The sequence below is a fragment of the Amycolatopsis sp. CB00013 genome, from assembly GCF_001905755.1.
In the GTDB taxonomy this organism is placed as follows: domain Bacteria; phylum Actinomycetota; class Actinomycetes; order Mycobacteriales; family Pseudonocardiaceae; genus Amycolatopsis; species Amycolatopsis japonica.
Genome location: NZ_LIWC01000002.1, coordinates 1488475 through 1508041, shown reverse-complemented (window position 1 = coordinate 1508041; position 19567 = coordinate 1488475). Strand labels below are relative to the sequence as shown.

The window sequence follows — 19567 nt, the reverse complement described above, 5'->3', positions numbered from 1 at the left end:
TTCGTGGTGATGGGAGCGACCGTACGGCAGATTTGCACGCTTGGTCAAGCCGCTTGGTCAAACCAAATGGATAAACCGCGTGGTCTAGGATCGCGGGCATGGGTAATCGCGAGGACCTGATGGCGGGCGCCATCGAGTGTTTGAAAGAAAAGGGCTGGTCACGCACGACGGTGCGGGACATCGCGACGGCGGCGGGAGTCAGCCACGCGGCGATCGGCTACCACTTCGGATCGCGCGAAGCCCTGCTGCTCACGGCGTTCTCGCAGGCGATGGACGACTGGGGCAAGGAGATCCAGGTCGAGATGCGGGGTGCCGTCGACCCCGACGCGTCACCGTCCGAGCAGTACGCGGCTTCGTGGCGCGCGATGATCGACTCGTACGGGCGCAACCGCCAGCTGTGGATCGCCTCGATCGAAGCGTTCGTGCAGTCCGAACATCACCCTGAGCTGCGGAAGCAGCTCGCCGCCGCGCAGCGCGAGGGCCGCCGGGGAATGGCGGCGGGCATCCTCGGGATCGACGAGGACACCCTCACCGAGGCGGACGAACGCCGGATCGGCGCGGTCGCCACGGCCCTGAATTCGGGCGTGATGCTGCAGCACATGCTCGATCCGGAGAACGGCCCGACGGCCGAGGAGGTTGTGGACGGGCTGCTCAAGCTCGTTTCGCTGGTGTCATGAGACGGCGACCTTCCGCCGCAGCGCCGCCCGCGGCCGCCCGACCCCCTGCCACGACAGGCCCGCGTCCAGGATCTGGTGCGGGTCGAGGAGATTGCGGGTGTCGACTACCGAATCGCCGTCCATCTGCTCGGCCATGTAGGTCCAGTCGAGCCGTTTGAACTCGTCCCATTCCGTCAGCACGACGACGGCGTCGGCGGCCTTCGCGACCTGGTACGGGTCGTCGACCACGGTCATGCCGTCGATATGCCCGCCGACGGCGGGGTCGTAGGCGGTCAGTTCCGCGCCGAGCGCGCCCAGCACGGACGCGACCGCGAGGGCGGGCGAGTCGCGCAGGTCGTTCGTCCCGGCTTTGAACGCCAGCCCGAGGACGCCGATCCGCGAACCGGCCAGCGTGCCGCCGACGGCGCCCGCGATCTTCGCGACGATCCGGTCCCGCTGCGCGATGTTCTCCTCGATCGCCGAGGTGAGCAGCGTGAAGTCGTACTGCACCGACTCGGCGACCTTCACCAGCGCGCTGGTGTCCTTCGGCAGGCACGAGCCGCCCCAGCCCGGCCCGGGTTTGAGGAACGAGCGGCCGATGCGCCGGTCGTAGCCCATGCCCTCGGTGACCAGGTCGATGTCGGCGCCGAGGCGTTCGCACAGTTCGGCGATCGAGTTCACATAGGACAGTTTCATCGCGAGGAAGCAGTTCGCCGCGTACTTCACCAGTTCCGCGCTGGCCGCGTCGGCGACGACGACCGGGGCGGCGAGGTCGGCGTAGAGATCGCCGACCCAGCGCGCGGCCGCGACGTCGTCCGAGCCGACGACGATCCGGTCGGGGCCGAGGAAATCCTCGACCGCGGTGCCCTCACGCAGGAACTCGGGGTTCGACACCACCGGCACGTCCGTGCGGCCGAGCATCGCCTGGATGCGCTTCGACGTGCCCACCGGAACGGTCGATTTGGTGATCAGCGCGCACCCCGGCGGGATGACGTCGCCGATCTCGGCGGTCACGGCTTCGACCGCCCGCAGGTCCGCCGAGCCGCCCGCACCCATCGGCGTTGGCACACAAAGGAAAACGGCCTCGGCGTCGCGAACGGCCGCACGCGCGCCGACCACGAACTCGAGTCTCCCGCTGGTCAGCCCCCTCGACACCAGCTCGGACAATCCCGGCTCCAGGATGTCCACCCGTCCGGCGGAAAGCCTTGCGACCTTCGCCTGGTCGACATCGACGCAAGTGACTCGATGCCCCAGGCCGGCCAGGCAGGCCCCCGTGGTCAATCCGACGTAACCGGTCCCCACCACCACGATCCGAGCAGCGCTCATGCTGCTGAAGGTGACAGCCGGAGTTGACCTCCGAGCGAACGGAATGCTTCAGGCCCGAATACTCCTCACGACATGCTTCGCACCGGAGTGAGCCATCCCACCTGGGCCCGATGCGAACGAGCGTTAACCTATGAACGGTTGCCGACGAAAGGGAGAACATGCAGATCACCGATACCGCGGCGCTCGTCACGGGTGGCGCGTCCGGGCTCGGCGGCGCGACCGCGAAGGCGCTCGCCGCGAAGGGCGCGCGGGTCTTCGCGCTGGACCTCGCCGGCGCCATCGCGAACGCCGAGCAGATCGAGGGCATCACCTACGTCGAGGCGGACGTGACCGACCCGGAGCAGGTACGCGCCGCCGTCGCGACCGCGGCCGAGTCCGGGGTGCCGCTGCGGACCGTGGTGAACTGCGCCGGGATCGGGCCGTCCGCGCGGATCCTTTCGAAGAAGGGCCCGCATGACCTCGCGCTGTACGCGAAGGTCGTCCAGATCAACCTGATCGGCTCCTTCAACGTGCTGACGCTGGCCTCCGAGGCCATCGCCAAGACCGAGCCGCTGGCCGACAACGCGCGCGGCGTCATCATCAACACCGCGTCGGTCGCCGCCTTCGACGGCCAGATCGGGCAGGTCGCGTACTCGTCGTCCAAGGGCGGCATCGTCGGGATGACCCTGCCTGCCGCGCGCGACCTCGCGTCGCACGGGATCCGCGTGCTGACCATCGCGCCGGGCATCGTCGACACCCCGATGCTGGCGACGGTGAGCGAGGAGTTCCGCGCTTCGCTGGCCGAGGGCGTGCCGTTCCCGAAGCGGCTCGCGCGGCCGGACGAGTACGCGCAGCTCGCGCTGTCGCTGATCGACCACGACTACCTGAACGGCGAGGTCATCCGGATGGACGGCTCGCTGCGCATGGCTCCTCGCTGAGCCTGCCCCCGCGTGAGAGGAAAGGTCCTTTCCTTGCGAAATTTGCAAGGAAAGGACCTTTCATTGCATCTCAGGGGCGGCGGAGGCGGACGTCCAGCGTGATGCCCGACGTCGTGATCTCACCCGTCCGGAACGCGGTTTCGGCGACCAGCCCGCCGAAATCGACCGGCGTGTACGCCCGCCGCCGCAGCCCGGTGAGCGCCTGCCGCACACCGAGTGCCGCCAGCTTCCCGAGCTTCATGCTCTCCACCTCGCGCACGATGTCGCCATCGGTCGAGTCGCGGTTCATGTCCTGCACCACGGCCGTCCCGCCAGGGCGCAGCACGCGGTGCATCTCGTCGAGCGCCTTCACCGGCCACACGAAGTTCTTGAACGCCGCCTGACAGACGACCAAGTCGAACGACTCGTCGTCGAACGGCATCGCCGCGACATCGCCCTCGCGGAACGAGACCTCGACTCCTTCAGTTCGCGCGTATTCGCTCGCGATCTCGACGAACGTCGGCGCGACGTCGAGGCCGGTGACGGAGAACCCGAGCCGCGCGAGTTCGACGGCGAAGTAGCCGGGGCCGAAGGCGACCTCGAGGATCTTCGCGCCTTCCGGCAGGTCCGCGGTGAGTTCGCGCGCCTGCTGCCGCCATTGTTCGATCTGCGGTCCGGTGCCGCGCTGCCGGGCGTAGTTCCGCGCCAGCGCGCCGCCCATCTCCGGCAAGATCTTGAACCGTTTCCTGTCCTTGATGTTCGACATGTCTCTCCAGGTTGTCCACCCGGAGCCCGGTTATCCTCGAAGTGCCGTCTCGTGGCCGGGTTCCGGTTGCGGGATCGTCGCCCCGGCGGGGTGCTGCAACACCTCGCCGGGGCTCTTTCAGCTGCGGGTACTCCCCCTTTCCGCCAGCATGGCCCGCCACTGCGCGAGCCCCGGCATCGAGCCGGAAGTCAGTTCCCCGAGGATCGAGCGGACCCATTCGGCCTCGGCGACCCGGATCGCCAGGTGGTACTCGGTTTCGAGCAGCACCAGCCGCGGGATCTCTTCGAGGAGCCGTGCCAGCTCCGCTCGCGTCGAGGCGATGTCCTCCTCCAGCGCCGCCAGCCGGGTGCGGAACAGGGCGACCACCTCGTCCGGACCGAGCCACCCCATCACCGACAGCCCGGCGACGAACTTCGGCTCCTCCGGCGCGAGCTCGCCCAGGAGTTCACGCAGCCAGTCGAGCATTTCGTCACGGCCGGCGTCGGTGATCCGGTACACCGTTCGTTCGGGGCGGGCGCCGTCGCGACCGCTCTCCGCGGCCTCGATGAGACCGTGTTTCCGCAGGTTGCCGACGACCGTGTAGAAGGAACCCCATTTGATCCCCATGTCGCGGTCCTTGCCGCGGCTCTTCAGTACCGAGGCCATTTCGTACGGATGCATCGGGCGCTCGTTCAGCGTGGACAGGATCGCCAGCGCCAGCAGATTCCCGACCTTGCGCCGCTTCACCGCGCCTCCTCGTAGACGAGTACTCGTCAACGAGTATCCACAGGGCCGCGAGTGATCGCAAGCTCGGCGGGAGCCGGGATCAGAGGTCGTTCATGTACGGCACGGACGTCTGCGCGTGCTCGGTCATCCAGTTCCGCAGCGCGTGCGTGGCCAGGACGTCGTCCTCGTTGTAGCGCAGCAGGCGCTCCCGCTGGACGTCGTCGGGGACGCCGCCGTCCATGCCGACGGCGTCGCGGTACCACCGCATCGACGCCTCGCCGCCCGCTTCCGGATCGCGCCACGCGAACCCGGCGACCGGGGCGATGACCTTGAGTCCCTTGCCGTGCGAACACAGGAACTGGTCGGTGACGCTGCGGAAGAGGTCGATCCATTCTTCGGAGTCCACAAAGGACGCGATCTCGGCCTTCTTGGGGACGCCGGGGTAGTCGCCGAACCGGCTCGCGGAGCCGAAGAGCCAGCGGTTCTCGGCGAGCGCGTTGTAGCAGTAGGCGCGGAAGGTCAGGCCCGCGGCGAGCGTGCGCTCGCGGACTTCGGTGAACCAGGCCCAGAACTCCGCGAACGACCGGGCCTCGTCGGCGGTCGGCAGCGGCTCCCAGGTCGCGAACGCCCGATAGCCCTGCTCCATCCCGATGTCGGCACCGGTCAGCAGCGAACCCCACAGGTACGCGCCGGAATCACCGAAGCTCTCCATGTCGACGTCGACCTCGACGTCGCCGCGCGAGACCTCGACGCGGTCGACCTTGCGCACCATCGTGAGATCGGCGAGCCAGGCGCGCGCCAGGATGATCGAGTCGGCGAAGGTGCCGCCGGTCCAGTTCATCGGCGGGGGCTCGTCGGCCGGATCGAGCGCGGCCAGCTTGTCCACTGTGGACACCCCGGCGCGGCGCAGTTCCATCGCGTCCTCGCCGCGGACGACCAGGCTGACGTCGCGGGTTTCGGTGAGCACGACCTCGCACGTCGGCCACCAGGGACAGCGCCGGCATTCGAGGACGCGGGAAGGCTCGGCGAGCGGCTCGTCCCCTTCGGCGGCGGCGGTCGCGATGGCGAGCCTGTCCGCGAAGCGGCTCTGGTACTCCGTCAGCGCGCTTCGGCCGCCAGGCCAGGTGGCCGCGGACAGGTCGTGCCAGACGACGACGTCCGCGTCGAGCCCGATGACGCCCCCGACCGCGCGGTGTCCTTCGTGCTTTCCGAGCGCTTCGAGCATCCGATAGAGGTGCGCGAGCCGCATCTGGTCCCGTGGCTGCGAGCGGACCTTTCGCGCCGCGTCGGGCACCCGGTTCGCCGGATCGAGGTCGGTCATCGCGGTGGTCGGCGCGCCCGCGCCGCGATCGGTGATGCGGTGCCGCACGACCAGCACCGGCACGTAGCCGTCGCCGGTGTGGACCAGGAGTTCGGAGCCGCCACGCCGATGACCGGCGCGATCCACCGGGAGCAGCGCGCCCCAGATGTAGCGCGCTTCGGCGGCGAAGGCCTCTTCGGTGAGCTGCACGCGCTCGGCGGCCGGGAGGTCGCGAGGGATCTTGACCCAGGTCGCATCGGGTCCGGTGGCGTCCATGAGCCGCCGCACGATCGCGTCGCGATGCGCTGACGCGTCGGCGATCCGCTGCTGTGCGGCGGGGTCGGGCGGGGCGAGCGGGACCTCGCGCATCGCCGGATCGTGTTCCAGGTGCACGCGACGCCGGCAGCGGCTCACCGCTCCCGCGTCCAGTAGCACCTCGTTACTCACGGACAACACTCTAGAAGGCCACCGGCAAGCCGACATGCCCGCCACATCGGGGACCAGTAAGTTCGTCAGTGACACAGCGTGGGAGGTGCCATGGCGCGCAAGGCCAAAGCCATCGAGGGCGAAGGCAGGTTTACCCCGAAGAAGGCGAAGAACGCCGTCGCGGTGGCCAAAGTGGTCGGACCGGCCGTACTGCCGGTGATCGCGCCGTACGCCGTTCGAGCGGCGGGCGCCGCACGAGAGCTATACGACCGTTATCAAGCGAAGAAGCTCGGCGTCGCCGTCGACCAGCTCGGCGAGTTCAGCGGACGCGGTGCCGCGCTGCACGCGCGGATCGCGGGGCTGACGCAGGGGCTCGCGGAGCTGAAGAGGTCAGCGAAGGCGACAGACGCCGACGCGGCCTTCGCGAAGGACACCCAGGGAACGCTGGAGCAGCTTTCGGCGACCGTTCGCGCTTCGGAGCGGATGCCCGCCGCGCGGCGGAAGGCGGCGCACCGGGCCGTGGCCGGGGAGCTGGACCAGCTCGAGGGGAAGCTGCTGCACCGGCTGGGGATCTGAAGCCGCTCTCGAACGCCATGAAAGGTCCTTTCCTTGCAAATTTCGCAAGGAAAGGACCTTTCATAGCGTCGGTTACTTGATGAAACCCTTTTTCTTCATCCATTCGTAGGCGACCTCGCCCTGGTCACGACCGTCGACGTCGACCTGCTTGCACAGCTCGATCATCTGCTCGTTGTCGAGGGCGGCGGCGACGGCTTCCAGCGGCCCGCGGATCTCCGGGTGCTGGTTCAGGAATTCCGTCCGCAACGTCGGCACGGCGTTGTACTGCGGGAACGCCTTCTTGTCGTCTTCGAGGACGCGAAGGTTCAGCCCGGCGATCCGGCCGTCGGTCGTGAAGATCTCGCCGATCGGGCAGGTCCCGCTCGCCACGGCCGAGTAGATCGTCCCGATGCCGAAGTTCTTGATCACCGGATTCTGGAACCCGTACGCCCGCACGGCGGCGGGGAAACCGTCCTGGCGGCTGGTGAATTCGGTCTCCAGGCAGAACACGTTCTGGTCCGGTTTCCGCTTCAGGAACTCCGCCAGATCCGACGTCGTCTTCAGGTTGTTCGCCGCGCCGTAGGCCTCGGTGACCGCGAAGGCGTACTGGTCGTTGAGCGGCGAGTAATTCAGCCAGGTGACGCCGAACTTCGCTTCGTCGGCCGCCTTCGTGGCTTCGTACTGGGCCTTTTCCCCGCCGGGGACGGGGAGTTCGTTGCCCTGGTAGTTGATCCAGCCGGTGCCGGTGTACTCCCAGGTGACGTCGGTCTGGCCGGCGAGCAGCGCCTGCCGCGACGAGTTCGAGCCCTTGATGTCGGTCAGGTCGACGACGTCCGCGCCCGCCGCGGAAAGCGCCATCTCGGCCATGTAGCCCAGGATGATGTTCTCGGTGAAGTCCTTCGAGCCCACAGTCACCTTGACGCCCTTGAGCGACTCGACGGGCTGGATGGAACCGGGTTCGATCTTGTACGGCAGCGCGGTGTTGACCTCGAGCCCGCACGCGGAAAGCGTTCCGCACAACAGGACCGCGCCGAGGATCGCTTTGAGTCGCATTGTCAGCGCAGTCCCTTCGGTCCGAAGAACTGTTCCGCCACCGCGCCGAGCCAGTCCACCAGCAGCGCCAGCGCGACGGCGAGCACCGAGCCGGTGATCAGCACCTTCGTCAGGTTGAGCTTGTAGCCGGTGTCGATCAGCAGGCCGAACCCGCCGGCGTTGACGAACATGCCGAAGGTCGCCGTGCCGACGGCCAGCACCAGCGAGGTCCGCAGGCCGGCCAGGATCAGCGGGATGGCCAGCGGGAATTCGACCCGCCACAGCACCCCGGAGGCCGACATGCCGATCCCGCGGCCGGCGTCGATCAGCGACGGATCGACCTGCTGCAGGCCGACCATCGTGTTCCGCAGCACCGGAAGCAGCGAGTAGAACGCCAGCGGCAGCGCGGCGACCCACAGCCCGCCGGTGGCGCCGGTGACGATGAACCACAGCACCAGCACACCCAGCGCGGGCGCGGCCTGGCCGATGTTCGCGACCGCCAGGAAGACCGGCGCCGCCCATTTCGCCCACGGCCGCGTCACGAGCACGCCGAGCGGTACCGCGACGGCGACCACGATCGCGGTGACCACGACGGTCATCGCCAGGTGGTCGCGCAGCGCGGCGAACAGCCCGGCGGCGTTGAGGGTCTCCTTCTCCGTCGCGGTCAGCTCACTGCTGAACACCCAGATCAGCACCCCGGCGACGATCAGCAGCACCGCCGCGGGCTGGGCGAACAGCCGGACCCGTTCGGCGCTTCTCGACGAGGACTCGGTGGAGAACCCGGTATCGACGGCCGTCATGCGGTCACACCTTCCGCCGGGTTGTCGTCGGAGTGCTCCTCGCGCAGCTGCTGGATCGTCGCGATGACGGTGTCGAGCTCGATCGTCCCGGCGTATTCGCCACGGGCGCCGGTCACCGGGACGCTGCCGCCCTCGGCGAGCATGGCTTCGAGCGCGTCCTGCAACGTCGACTGGAGGCTGACCGAGTCACGCAGCGGTTTGCCCGCGGTGGACAGCGACGACGCCGCGGTCAGCTCGCGGACGTGCACCCACCGCATCGGACGACGCCGCTGGTCGAGCACCAGCACGAAATGCTTGCGCTGCTGTGTCAGCTTCTCGCGCACCTCGGACGGTGATTCGCTCACCGTCGCCGTGAGCGCGTCCTGCTTCAGCTCGACGTCGCGGACCCGCAGCAGCGTCAGCTGCTTCAGCGAGGCACCGGCGCCGACGAAACCGGCGACCGTGTCGTCGGCCGGGTTCGCGAGGATCGCGTCCGGGGTGTCGTACTGCAGGATCCGGGACTGGTTGCCGAGCACCGCGATCTTGTCGCCGAGCTTCACGGCCTCGTCGAAGTCGTGGGTGACGAAGACGATCGTCTTCTTCAGCTCGGTCTGCAGCCGCAGCAGTTCGTCCTGCAGGTTGCCGCGGGTGATCGGGTCGACCGCGCCGAACGGCTCGTCCATCAGCAGCACCGGCGGATCCGCCGCGAGCGCCCGCGCGACGCCGACCCGCTGCTGCTGCCCACCGGACAGCTGCCGCGGGAACCGGTCGCGGAAATCGGCCGGGTCCAGCCCGACCAGGTCCATCATCTCCTCGACCCGGTCGTCGACCTTCTTCTTGTCCCAGCCGAGCAGCCCGGGCACCACGGCGATGTTCTGCGCGACGGTGAAATGCGGGAAGAGCCCGGCCTGCTGGATCGCGTAGCCGATGCGGCGGCGCAGGGTGTCGACGTCGAGCTTCAGCGCGTCGTCGCCGCCGATGGTGATCCGGCCCGACGTCGGCTCGATCAGCCGGTTGATCATGCGCATGGTCGTGGTCTTGCCGCAGCCGGACGGGCCGACGAAGACCACGATCTTGCCCGCGGGCACCACCATCGAGAAGTCGTCGACCGCGGGCTCCCGGGTGCCGGGGTAGCGCTTCGTGACGTTCTCCAGCTCGATCTCGACGCCGGATACGGTTTCGGACTCAGCCACGGACACCCCTAGAGACGGTCAAACGGTTGATCAGGACGTAAACGGCGTCGAGGACCAGTGCGAGGACGACCACGCCGAGCGTCCCGGTCAGTGCCTGGTTGAGGGAGTTCGTGCTCCCCGCGTTGGTGAGGCCGGAGAAGACCTCCGAGCCGAGGCCGGGGCCCTTCGCGTAGGCCGCGATGACCGCGATGCCCATGAGCATCTGCGTCGCGACCCGCATGCCGGCGAGGATCGCGGGCCAGGCGAGCCGCAGCTCCACCCTGGTCAGCACGCCGAACCGGCTCATGCCGATACCGCGCGCCGCGTCGCTGACCGCCGGATCGACGCCGCTCAGCCCGACGATGGTGTTCCGCACGATCGGCAGCAGCGCGTAGAGCACGAGCGCGATGACCGTGGTGTTCGCGCCGAGGCCGAACACCGGGATGAGCAGCCCCAGGAGGGCGAAAGAGGGAACGGTGAGGATCGTGCTCGCCAGCGCCGTCGCCACGGCCGAGCCGATCGGGCTGCGGTAGACGGCGACGCCGATCACCACGCCGAGGACGGCGGCCAGGATCGTGCACTGCACGACCGCGCTGACATGGAGGAGCCCTTGGAGGGCGAGTCTGTCCCACCGATCCGAGATGTACTCGAAGAGGTTCATCGCGTGCTGGTTCTCCCGCCGCCTCTGGGTGAGCCTCCTCACCCATTCGGAGTAGCTGTATCGGGAGCCTGACTACCCAAAAGCCGCGCGGTCAAACCCCTGTTTACCGCCTTTTATCCCGCCAACCTGCCCGATCCTGTCCGATCGGGCAAACGCAGGCGGTGTCTTTCCCACTGCTCAGCAGCCGGGAGGAGATCGACCACCCGGACGTACGTCGAATACTCTTCACCCGTGAGTAAAGGCGGCCATCACCGAAGCGCGTTACGCGTGGTGCGTGGTGCCTTGCTCGGAGTGAGTTCCGCGGCGCTGGCCGTGACCGCTCACATGATCGGGGACGGCGACCTCCCCGATACGGCGATGACGGTGTTGCTCACCGTGCTGATCGGCTGGAACGCCGCCGCGCTCGCCGCGAAGGCGCGCGGGCCGCTGGCCACCATCGTCGATCTCGGCGCCGGTCAGGTCGTGATGCACCTCGTGCTCAGTTCGCTGAGCACGCACGAACTGGTGCACGACGAACCGGCCCCGGTTTCGGGCGGGCTCGCGATGACCGTCGCGCACGTCGTCGCCACGCTGATCACCGCGGTGCTGCTGGCCAAGGCCGACGGGCTGCTGCTCGGCGTCCTCGCCTGCCTGCGCGCGCTGGTTCCCTTCATCCTCAACGCGCTCCCGGTCCCCGCCGCGATGGCGTCGCCGGTGCTCGCCCGTCCGGCGGGCCCCGGTCACCTCGTGCGGGTGGACCTCCGCCGCGTCCACGGCAGGCGTGGCCCGCCGCTGTTCTCCTGAACCCACGACATCCCCCGTCAATCCGGCGAGGCCCCGAGCCCGCCGTCCCAGTCACGTTCAGGAGTTTTCGTGTCCAAGCACGTCTTCAAGCGCGCCGGTTTCCTGGCCGCCACCGTCGGTATCGCCGGCCTGCTGTCCGCCGGGGTCGCCTCGGCCCACGTCACCGCCAACGTCTACGGCCCCCAGCCGTCGAAGGGCGGTTACGGCGCGATCTTCTTCCGCGTTCCCAACGAGGAGAAGGACGCCGGCACGGTCAAGGTCGAGATCACCGTCAAACCCGAGTACGCGCTCAGCTCGGTGCGGGCCAAGCCGGTTCCCGGCTGGAAGGCCGAGGTCGTCAAGTCCAAGCTGCCCGCCCCGGTGACCACCGCGTCCGGCACGCAGATCACCGAAGCCGTCTCCAAGGTCTCCTGGACCGCCGAACCCGGCACCAAGATCGCCGCCGGATCGACCGAGTTCCAGGAGTTCCAGATCAGCGCGGGCCAGTTCCCGACCAACGTCGACGCGATCGAGTTCCCGGCCACCCAGACCTACGAGAACGGCAAGGTCGTCGAGTGGAACCAGCCGACCCCGGCCTCCGGCGAGGAGCCGGAGCACCCGGCGCCGACGGTGAAGCTCGCCGAGAAGACCGCTGACGGGCACGGTGGCGGCCACGGCACCGACGCGAAGGCGTCCGAGGAGTCGCACGCGGCTTCTTCGTCGTCCGACAACACCGCCCGCTGGCTCGGCGGCGCCGGCCTGGTCGTCGGCGCGCTCGGCCTCGGCGTCGGCGCCGGTGCCACCCTGCGTGCCCGCCGCGCCACCGCCGTCTCCGGCAAGAGCGACACCGAAGGAAAGTGAATGCGTAAAGCGATCGTCGCGCTGGCGATCACCGGGGTGGCGTGGCTCGCCACCGCCACCCCGGCGCTGGCGCACAACGTCCTGATCTCCTCCGACCCGGCGAAGGGCGCGTCGCTCGCCGCCGGGCCCGCGAAGATCACGCTCACGTTCGACCAGTACGTCCAGAACGCGAACGTCAACCAGATCGCGGTCGTCGGACCGGGCGGCGGCCAGTGGGCCGAGGGCCAGGTCGAGGTCCGCGACAGCGTCGTGACCGTGCCGCTGCGGCCGCTCGGCCCGGCTGGCGAGTACAAGATCGGCTACCGGATCCTGTCCGCCGACGGGCACGCCGTGACCGGTGAGGTGCCGTTCACCCTCACCGCCGCGGGCACCGGGACCCCGGCGAGCGCCGACGCCGCGCGCAGCAACGCGGGCCAGGCCGAGACCGCCCCGGCGACCGGCGGCGAAGGCTCGTCCGGCGTGCCGATCTGGGTGTGGATCGCGGGCGCCGTCGTGCTGCTCGCCGTCGGATTGACCGTCGCACTGCGCACCGGCGCCGGTGACAAGGAGAAGAGCGGCTCATGACCCAGGCCGAGACCACCTCGCGAGCCCGCGTCGCCGTCCTGTTCTGTGTGGTGACGGCGGGGATCGTCGGCGCCCTGATCGGTGTCGCGCTGACGGCGACCGCCCCGGTGCCCGGGGTCGCGCAGGTCAGCGAGGTGGTCTCGGTCTCGATCCCGATCGTGCGGGTCCTGCTGGACATCTCGGCGGTCGCGACGATCGGGCTGGCGCTGCTTTCGGTACTGGTCGGCTACGACCGGCCGAAGCTCTCCGAGCCGATCATGCGGATCGCGCGGCCCGCGAGCGTCGCGGCCGCGCTGGTCTGGGCGACCACCGCGCTCGTCGCGCTGATCCTGCAGACCGCCGAATACCGGCCGGGCTCCAGCTCGCTGTCGATGTCGGACGTCGGGAGCTACATCGCCGACGTCGGCGCCGGGAAGGCGCTGCTGATCGTCGCGGTCCTTGCCCTGCTGCACGCCGGGCTCGGGATCCTCGCGCTGAAACACGGCGAGAAGGTGCCCGCCGAGGTCCGCGTCGGGCTGGGACTGTTCGCGCTGCTGCCGCTGCCGGTCACCGGGCACGCGTCGAACTGGAACTACCACGACTACACGATGATCTCGATGGAACTGCACGTGATGAGCGCCGTCGCCTGGACCGGCGGGCTCGGCGCGATGGCGGTGCTGCTCGTCGGGAACCGGACGCTGCTGGCGCACGCGCTGCCGCGGTTCTCCAAACTGGCGACGCTGTGCCTGATCCTCGGCGCGGCGACCGGCCTGTTCAACGGGCTGATCGAGATCTCGCTCAACCCGTCGCTCGGTTTCTGGGAAGGCGTCTTCACCACGCCGTACGGGCAGCTGGTGCTGTTGAAGCTGTTGTGCACCGGCGTGATCGCGAGCCTCGGCGCGTACACGCGCTGGAAGCTGATGCCGCAGATCGTGCGGCACAACCGCACCGCGCTGGCCGCGTGGGCGACGCTGGAACTGACGGTGATGGGGCTCGCGTTCGGCTTCGCCGTCGTTCTCACGCGAGCCCCGGTCGTCCCGACGACTTAAGCCTTCACCGCGTACCGCAGGATCACCACGCCGTTCTCGAACGCGGTGGCCTCGATCGGCTTCAGGTCCCGCCGGTCCTCGAACAGGCGCGTCCCCTTGCCGCGCGACACCGGGCTGACCATCAGGCGGAACTCGTCGACGAGACCGGCGTCCAGCAGCGACCGCATGAGCGTCAGGCTCCCCCACAGCCACAGGTCCTTGCCGCTCTGTGACTTGAGTTCGCGGACGGTGGCGGCCCCGTCGCGCGTCACGGTCGCGGCGGGGAAGCCGCCCCAAGGGGCGTCCTCCAGTTCGGACGAGGCGACGAACTTGGTGAGACCGTTGACCTTCTCGCCGTATTCACCCTGCTCTTCGGCGTACGGCCAGTAGTCCTTGGCCATGGCGTAGGTGTTCGCGCCCAGGATCATCGTGTCGACCGAATCGACGAGTCCCATCACGCTCGCCTTGAACGCCGGCTCGGTCTTCTCGGAGAAGGGCTCTCCCGAGACGAAGCTCAGGCCGCCGTCCTCCTCCGCGACGATGCCGTCGACCGTGACCCACTGCTGAACGATGAGCTTGCGCATGACTTGTCCTCCCGGCAGGCGCGGCCACTCCGGCCGCGATCGCCCCGGGGACGCGGCCGCCGGTCCGTTCTCGACATCGCGAGCGCGACTTTTCGGAAGCTGTTACACACCTTGCTCCATCCGGCCGCATTTGACCCGTTTCGCTGTCCTCCGCGGAGCTCCACCGGAATGCTCTACGCGTTCGCTGGGGTTAACCCGAAGAGGGGATGGTCGATGGGCGGCCCGTTGCCGGGTGAAAGTGAAGTCAGCACGCCACAGGTACCGCGGCAGCGATCGGCGGTCAGGCTCACCCGGCAGGTGAGTTCGGGCCCGCGTCAGCTCCCGCCCGCACCCGCGCATTTCACCAACCGCGCCGCCGAACTCAAGCTGCTGGAGAACCTCCTCGCCCAGCACGACACCGACGGGCCGGCCGTGCAGCTGATCAGCGGCCAGGGCGGGATCGGGAAGACCGCGCTGGCCACCGCGTGGGGCAGGCAGCTCGGAGACCGCTTCCCCGACGGGCACCTTTGGGCGGATCTCGGCGGGTTCAGCACCAACGGTCCGCTTTCGGTGAGCGAAGCGCTCGGCCGGTTCCTTCGCGCGCTGGGTGTTCCGCCGGAGGGGCTGCCGTCGGACGTCGAGGAGCTCACCGCGCTGTACCGCACGACGACCGCCGAACGGCCGTTGCTCGTGCTGCTCGACAACGCCGGGTCGACCGAACAGGTGCTTCCGCTGCTGCCTGCCGGCGTGGGAAGCCTCGTGATCGTGACTTCGCGACGCCGTCTGGGCAGGCTCCAGACCGAACATCGCGCGCGGCTGGTCGAGCTGGCGCCCTTCGGTTCCGCGCACAGCGCCGAACTGCTGGGCCGCGCGGTCGGCGCGGAGCGGGTCGGCGCCGAAGCCGCGCGGGCGCGGGACATCGCCGAGCTGTGCGGCGGCCTGCCGATCGCCCTCACCACGGTCAGCGCCAAGCTGGCCGGACGGCCGAAGATGTCGCTGGAGAAGATCGCCACCGAACTGGGGAAGGAATATCGTCGACTGGCCACGCTGTCGACGAAAGAGGCGCAATCGGTGGAAGCCAGCTTCAACCTCTCCTACGACGAGCTCCCCTCGGACGCGGCCGCGCTGTACGCGGCGCTCGGGCTGCACCCAGGCCCCGATTTCGGCGTCGGTGTGGCCGCCGCGTCGATCGCCGTCCGCGAGGAGGTCGCCGAAGACCTGCTGGACCAGCTCGTCGACGTCGGATTGCTGATCGACCGCGGCGACGACCGGTACACCTTCCACGATCTCGCGCGGCTGCACGCCAAGGAGAAGACGGCGGGCAACGAGTACGACCGCGACATCGCGGTGCGCCGCATGCTCGAGTGGTACCTCTTCACCGCGTCGAAGACCACCGCCATGACGGTCCCCGACCAGGACCCGATCCCGTACCGCTACGAGTACCGGCCACCGTCGCCGGTGTCGTTCGCGTCGTCCGACGAGGAACTCGCCTGGCTCGAACTCGAACGCGAGAACCTCATCGCCGCCGTCAAGACCGCCGAAACCTGGCAGCTGCCCGAACTGGGCTGGCAGCTCGCCGCCGCGATGTGGCCGCTCTTCTTGCTGCGCAAGCACTATCCGGACTTCCTGGAGGTGAGCCAGGCCGGTGTGCGCTGCGCACGGGCGTGGGGCGACGCGTCGGCGGAGGCGTTGATGCACAACCGCGCGGGCGCCGCCTGCCGCGGCACCGGCCGGTACGACGAAGCCGTCTCGCACTACGAGGCCGGACGCGAAGCCGCCCGGAAGGCCGGGAACGAGGTCGTCGAGATCCGGTCGGTGGAAGGCCTCGGCCTGGTCGCGCTGGCACAGGGCAGGCTCGACGACGCGGTGCGGTGGTTCACCGAAGACCATCGCCTGAGCGAGAGCCAGGACCGCACGCACGACGTCGGCCTCGCGCTGATCAACCTCGGTTCGACCCAGCTCAAGGCCGGACGGCCGGAACCGGCGATCGAGCACCTCGCCCGCGCTCGCGAAGTGCTGGCCGCCGACCCCTACAACGTGGCCCGCGCCCGGACCGATCTCGGCCGCGCCCTCACCGCGACGGGGGATCTCGCGTCCGCCCGGACCGAACTCGAAGCGTCGCTGGCCACGATGGAGGCCAGCGGGTCGAGGTTCGAGGTGGCCAGGGCCCTGTCCGCGTTCGGCGAGGTCGCCGAGGCGGAAGGGAACACCGACGAGGCGAGGCGGCACTACGACCGGGCGTTGCCCATCCTGGTCGGCCTCGGCCGCCCGGAGGCTGACGCTCTGCGCACGCGGCTCGAACAGCTGTGACCCCACGGCACCGATCGGTACTCAGCGACCGAGTGAACGCGCCGACCCGAATGACTCAGCGTAACTGCAAGTTGCACATTTGGGGGAGCATTGGGCCGGGAGAAGTGATTAGCCCGGGCGAATTCGTCACCGTTTGATCGACGAATTCGGACAAGCGACGAACGGTCATTCGCCGTCGGCGAATGCACGTGCAGATGCCTTTCCCGGGTGAGTCACCGATACCGGTTCCAGCGCGCGCCGGTGCGTCCGTTCCGAAGATCGTTCAATCGTTTTCGCAGCTCATCCCGCACGCTGGGATGACTGCGAAGAATGGGGAGAACACTCGTCGTGAGCTTCAGTTCACGGATCGCGCGCAGTACGGAGAAGCCGGACCACGTCGTCACGTCGAATCCGTACCGCTGCGCGAACACGCGATAGCGGGCCGGTGGATCACCGAACCGCTCATGGCCGACGGCGAGCGGCGTCAGATCCCATTCCGGCGGCCCGACACAGGACGAATCGAAATCGCACAGCACCGGCCCGTCCGGCCCGGGGATCACGTTCCCGGTGTGTGCGTCCCCGTGGACGAGGCCCCTGGGCAGGGGGAAGTCCAAGTCCGCCAGCGCGGCTTCGACCTCGGCGCAACGTTCGAGCAGGAACCGCCGGTCGCCCTCGTCCAGCTCCTCCGCGTCCGAAACCCGGGCGCGGACCGCGGCGAACGGCGCCCATTCGGCGAGCCCCTCGGGCGGCGGGAGCGCGTGGACCTGGCGCAGCAGCGCGGCGAGGTCGGCCGACTTCGCCTTCCGGCCGGTCTCGGGCACCTTCCACCAGACCGTCACGAGATGTTCGCCGACCGGCAACGGCTGGTCGAGGCCGGGAACGAGGCGGATGGCAGGCACCGCGTGCCGTTCGAAGTGCCGCGCGACCCGCACGACGGTGCCGACGCGATGCCGCAGGCGGGTGGAGCCGACGATCCTGACGACGAACGGCGCGCTCGCCAGCTCGTAGACGGCGTTGTTGGTGAACCTCAGCAGGCGGGCGCCTTCGGGGTCCACGCCCAGCAGATCGCACGTCCGCCCGAGGGCGTCGCGCAGGATGCCGGGCGTGAACCGGCCGCCCGGACCGGTCGGCTCAGGCGGCGTAGAAGGAGTTGAGGCGGTCGGCGAGGTCACGGGCGTCCGCGTTGTTCCGGCGGCGCTCCGCCTCGACCTGCAGTGGCCGCATCCGGTCCTTCACCCGCTCCGACTTGATGCCCTCGGCACAGTCGACGGCCTTCGAGCCCACCTTGGCGCCGTGGTCGAGATCGCCTTCGAGCAGGTGGTTCGTGGCCAGGGCGCTGAGCATGAACGTCTTGCTGCGGGCCATGTCGTCGGTGTAGGACTCGACGGCCTTGGTCAGCGCCGGGATCGCGTACTTGGTGTGCTCGGCGTTCTTCGCCGCGAGCACGGTGTGCACGGTGCCGATCATGGCGTAGACGTCGGTCTCGGTGAAGAACTTGACCCAGGATTCGGCCTCGGCCAGGTTGGCGCGGGCGAACTCGTCCTTGCTCCGGCCGAGCAGCTTCACGGCCTGCTCCTCGTTGCCCATCATCGCGTAGGCCCAGGCCTCGTTGGCACAGAGCACGGCGACCGCCAGCTCGGAGCCCGATTCCTGGGCGGCGATCTGGCCGAGCTGGAACAGTTTCAGCGCGTCGTTCGGGGCGTCCTGGTGCAGGTAGACGCGGCCCATCCGGTAGAGGACGTTCGCGACCAGCGGGTGGTTGTCGCCCTGTTTGGCCAGGTCCAGCGCGTTCGCGAAATGTCCGCGCGCGGAATCCATGAGGCCGGTGTCGAAGGAGGTCCAGCCGGCCAGGCTGTGCAGGTCGGCGAGGGCGACGTACAGGCGGTTCTTGACCGGCTCGGTGCCGCTGGACTCGAGCATCTGCTGTCCCCAGGACAGCTGGGCGACCACGGCGTCGCGGCAGAAACCGCCGCCGTACTGGTAGTCGAGGGAACGGAGGGCTCTGGTCGCGGCTTCCACCTGGCGCACGTCGGTCATGCCGATCCGCCCGGGGGCGGGCGTCTTCGCCGGGCCCGCCGACCACGTACCCGATTCCGGGCCGAACACCGCCGCACCCATCGTGACCTGGGCGGCGTGTGCGAGGAACCTCCGTCGCTTCACGGACTCGTCCTCCTCCGCCTGCTGGCCGTCGGCAGCACCGACGACCTTTATCGCTGTCGCCTCGTCATAGGCGAGACCCATGTATCCCCTGGGGACACCAAGGCCGTCAGCGATGCGGGTGAGCACGTCGTACGCCATCACCTGGCGACCTTTGAGGATCTCGGACACCTCGGACTGCGACTGGCCGGTCATCGCGGCGATCTGACGCTGCGAAACACCGTGCTTGCGCAACAGCCGGTACACGGACGAGATCTCCCGTGTGGCCAGTGCGGCTCGCATCTCCGGCTGCTCCCAGGCATCCGGTGGCACGGGGTGACTCTGGCGACCCGAACCGCTTGCAGCGTCCGAGCCGGCGACAGCGCCGCCACCGATACTGGCGTCCATTGCGCCCCCTCACAGTTCCGTTGGGGTCGAGAAACAGCGTAGGCACACCTATTCAACCGTGCGAAACACCGGATCGCCCGTCGTGATCGGCCCGGCAGAAGTCGTTTGACCGCTTACCGTGAAACCCCGTCCGGTCACCGCTATGACGGCGGTTCGACCTTCTATCGCACTCGGTTTCACATCACTGTAGTTGTCAGATCTCCGTGACCGACCGGCCACCGGCCGCGATCACAGAGAGCTACCAAGTCTCCGAACCCCCTACAGGTGCGGACACGCGGATACGAAGACGACGTGGAACGAGAGAGCGGAGAAGAGCCAGTGGAGTTCGTGGACTCGATCGCAACAGGCTCCATCACCGCGGGACGGCCCGGTATGGCCACGCGCCACCTGCGTGCGGCCGGCCCCGCCGGTCAGCAGACGGTCGCCGTCGCCCCCGGCGCGAACCGTCCGGTCTCCCCTTCCGCCCCGGTCGACCCCCGTACCGCGAGTGTGCGCCGTTACGAAGGCGGACAGCTGGTCTGGCGGGTGCAGTGCGGCGATCTCATCAGCCGCGAACGCGCCGTCACCGTGTTCGTCGAAGACAACCAGGTGGTTCTCGTCTCGCCGCCAGGAGAGACCGCGCGCCTGACGTCCGGCCAGCTCGGACAGCTCAGGGCAGCGCTCAACGAAGCCGCCAAAATGGCGGAAAGGTAACGGTGAGTTC

General features: G+C 68.9%; 20 protein-coding genes. 9 read left to right on the top strand and 11 right to left on the bottom strand.

Annotated features, from left to right (window positions below):
* Positions 1-98 precede the first annotated feature (98 nt).
* Entirely contained in the window at positions 99-677 is a 579-nt protein-coding gene (locus AMK34_RS17285) for a TetR/AcrR family transcriptional regulator (protein WP_038507202.1), read from the top strand.
* Here the strand turns inward: AMK34_RS17285 and AMK34_RS17280 are convergent.
* Entirely contained in the window at positions 672-1982 is a 1311-nt protein-coding gene (locus AMK34_RS17280; protein ID WP_073845985.1) for a UDP-glucose dehydrogenase family protein, read from the bottom strand. The genes AMK34_RS17285 and AMK34_RS17280 overlap by 6 nt on opposite strands.
* Before the next feature lie 158 nt (positions 1983-2140).
* On the opposite strand from AMK34_RS17280, the gene AMK34_RS17275 reads away from it, so the two are divergent.
* Positions 2141-2899 (top strand): SDR family NAD(P)-dependent oxidoreductase, encoded by a 759-nt coding sequence (locus tag AMK34_RS17275; RefSeq protein ID WP_037333780.1) that lies wholly within the window; start codon positions 2141-2143, stop codon positions 2897-2899.
* Positions 2900-2969: 70 nt separating this feature from the next.
* Here the strand turns inward: AMK34_RS17275 and AMK34_RS17270 are convergent, their stop codons facing one another.
* The 3 genes from AMK34_RS17270 to AMK34_RS17260 all read right to left on the bottom strand — a co-directional run bounded on the left by AMK34_RS17270 (position 2970) and on the right by AMK34_RS17260 (position 6132).
* A complete protein-coding gene (locus tag AMK34_RS17270; protein ID WP_038507199.1) occupies positions 2970-3644 on the bottom strand; it encodes a class I SAM-dependent methyltransferase in 675 nt (224 codons plus the stop codon).
* Between the two features lie 117 nt (positions 3645-3761).
* Positions 3762-4370, bottom strand: coding sequence for a PadR family transcriptional regulator (locus AMK34_RS17265; RefSeq protein ID WP_073845984.1), 609 nt, complete (start codon positions 4368-4370; stop codon positions 3762-3764).
* 79 nt (positions 4371-4449) lie between these two features.
* Positions 4450-6132, bottom strand: coding sequence for a TM0106 family RecB-like putative nuclease (locus AMK34_RS17260; RefSeq protein ID WP_378411291.1), 1683 nt, complete (start codon positions 6130-6132; stop codon positions 4450-4452).
* A gap of 54 nt (positions 6133-6186) precedes the next feature.
* Here AMK34_RS17260 and AMK34_RS17255 point away from each other — a divergent pair, with 54 nt between their 5' ends.
* Complete coding sequence (locus tag AMK34_RS17255; protein ID WP_038507189.1) at positions 6187-6651, top strand: DUF6474 family protein; 465 nt, start codon at positions 6187-6189, stop codon at positions 6649-6651.
* Between the two features lie 72 nt (positions 6652-6723).
* On the opposite strand, the gene AMK34_RS17250 is transcribed toward AMK34_RS17255, so the two are convergent.
* From AMK34_RS17250 to AMK34_RS17235, 4 genes are read right to left on the bottom strand one after another with little or no spacing between them, the layout of a single operon-like run.
* The gene (locus AMK34_RS17250) at positions 6724-7683 is read right to left on the bottom strand and encodes a glycine betaine ABC transporter substrate-binding protein (protein ID WP_038507186.1); all 960 of its coding nucleotides are present in this window, start codon (positions 7681-7683) and stop codon (positions 6724-6726) included.
* Positions 7684-7685: 2 nt separating this feature from the next.
* Positions 7686-8462, bottom strand: a complete 777-nt coding sequence (locus tag AMK34_RS17245; protein WP_038507183.1) for an ABC transporter permease — start codon at positions 8460-8462, stop codon at positions 7686-7688.
* Positions 8459-9640 carry an ABC transporter ATP-binding protein gene (locus AMK34_RS17240; RefSeq protein WP_378411237.1) on the bottom strand — a complete coding sequence of 394 codons (1182 nt, stop codon included), beginning with the start codon at positions 9638-9640 and terminating at the stop codon, positions 8459-8461. Before AMK34_RS17240 ends, AMK34_RS17245 begins: the two co-directional genes overlap by 4 nt.
* The gene (locus tag AMK34_RS17235; protein ID WP_007030477.1) at positions 9627-10274 is read right to left on the bottom strand and encodes an ABC transporter permease; all 648 of its coding nucleotides are present in this window, start codon (positions 10272-10274) and stop codon (positions 9627-9629) included. The genes AMK34_RS17240 and AMK34_RS17235 overlap by 14 nt, the downstream gene beginning before the upstream one ends.
* Positions 10275-10565: 291 nt before the next feature.
* On the opposite strand from AMK34_RS17235, the gene AMK34_RS17230 reads away from it, so the two are divergent.
* The 4 genes from AMK34_RS17230 to AMK34_RS17215 all read left to right on the top strand — a co-directional run bounded on the left by AMK34_RS17230 (position 10566) and on the right by AMK34_RS17215 (position 13489).
* The gene (locus AMK34_RS17230) at positions 10566-11057 is read left to right on the top strand and encodes a hypothetical protein (protein WP_143202513.1); all 492 of its coding nucleotides are present in this window, start codon (positions 10566-10568) and stop codon (positions 11055-11057) included.
* 69 nt (positions 11058-11126) lie between these two features.
* Positions 11127-11897: a YcnI family copper-binding membrane protein gene (locus AMK34_RS17225; RefSeq protein ID WP_038507180.1), complete on the top strand. Its 771-nt coding sequence runs from the start codon at positions 11127-11129 to the stop codon at positions 11895-11897.
* Positions 11898-12461: a copper resistance CopC family protein gene (locus AMK34_RS17220; RefSeq protein ID WP_038507177.1), complete on the top strand. Its 564-nt coding sequence runs from the start codon at positions 11898-11900 to the stop codon at positions 12459-12461.
* Positions 12458-13489, top strand: a complete 1032-nt coding sequence (locus AMK34_RS17215; protein ID WP_073845982.1) for a copper resistance D family protein — start codon at positions 12458-12460, stop codon at positions 13487-13489. Before AMK34_RS17220 ends, AMK34_RS17215 begins: the two co-directional genes overlap by 4 nt.
* On the opposite strand, the gene AMK34_RS17210 is transcribed toward AMK34_RS17215, so the two are convergent.
* Positions 13486-14052, bottom strand: coding sequence for a dihydrofolate reductase family protein (locus tag AMK34_RS17210; protein ID WP_073845981.1), 567 nt, complete (start codon positions 14050-14052; stop codon positions 13486-13488). The genes AMK34_RS17215 and AMK34_RS17210 overlap by 4 nt on opposite strands.
* A 297-nt stretch (positions 14053-14349) precedes the next feature.
* Here AMK34_RS17210 and AMK34_RS17205 point away from each other — a divergent pair, with 297 nt between their 5' ends.
* Positions 14350-16341, top strand: coding sequence for a tetratricopeptide repeat protein (locus AMK34_RS17205; RefSeq protein WP_241832784.1), 1992 nt, complete (start codon positions 14350-14352; stop codon positions 16339-16341).
* 212 nt (positions 16342-16553) lie between these two features.
* Here AMK34_RS17205 and AMK34_RS17200 read toward each other — a convergent pair whose 3' ends face one another.
* Both AMK34_RS17200 and AMK34_RS17195 read right to left on the bottom strand, forming a co-directional pair.
* On the bottom strand, positions 16554-17492 hold the full coding sequence (locus tag AMK34_RS17200; protein ID WP_267284126.1) for a phosphotransferase family protein: 939 nt from the start codon (positions 17490-17492) through the stop codon (positions 16554-16556).
* Positions 17452-18759 (bottom strand): helix-turn-helix transcriptional regulator, encoded by a 1308-nt coding sequence (locus tag AMK34_RS17195; RefSeq protein ID WP_162483765.1) that lies wholly within the window; start codon positions 18757-18759, stop codon positions 17452-17454. The genes AMK34_RS17200 and AMK34_RS17195 overlap by 41 nt, the downstream gene beginning before the upstream one ends.
* Before the next feature lie 423 nt (positions 18760-19182).
* On the opposite strand from AMK34_RS17195, the gene AMK34_RS17190 reads away from it, so the two are divergent.
* On the top strand, positions 19183-19557 hold the full coding sequence (locus tag AMK34_RS17190; protein WP_016330535.1) for a hypothetical protein: 375 nt from the start codon (positions 19183-19185) through the stop codon (positions 19555-19557).
* Positions 19558-19567: the final 10 nt, after the last annotated feature.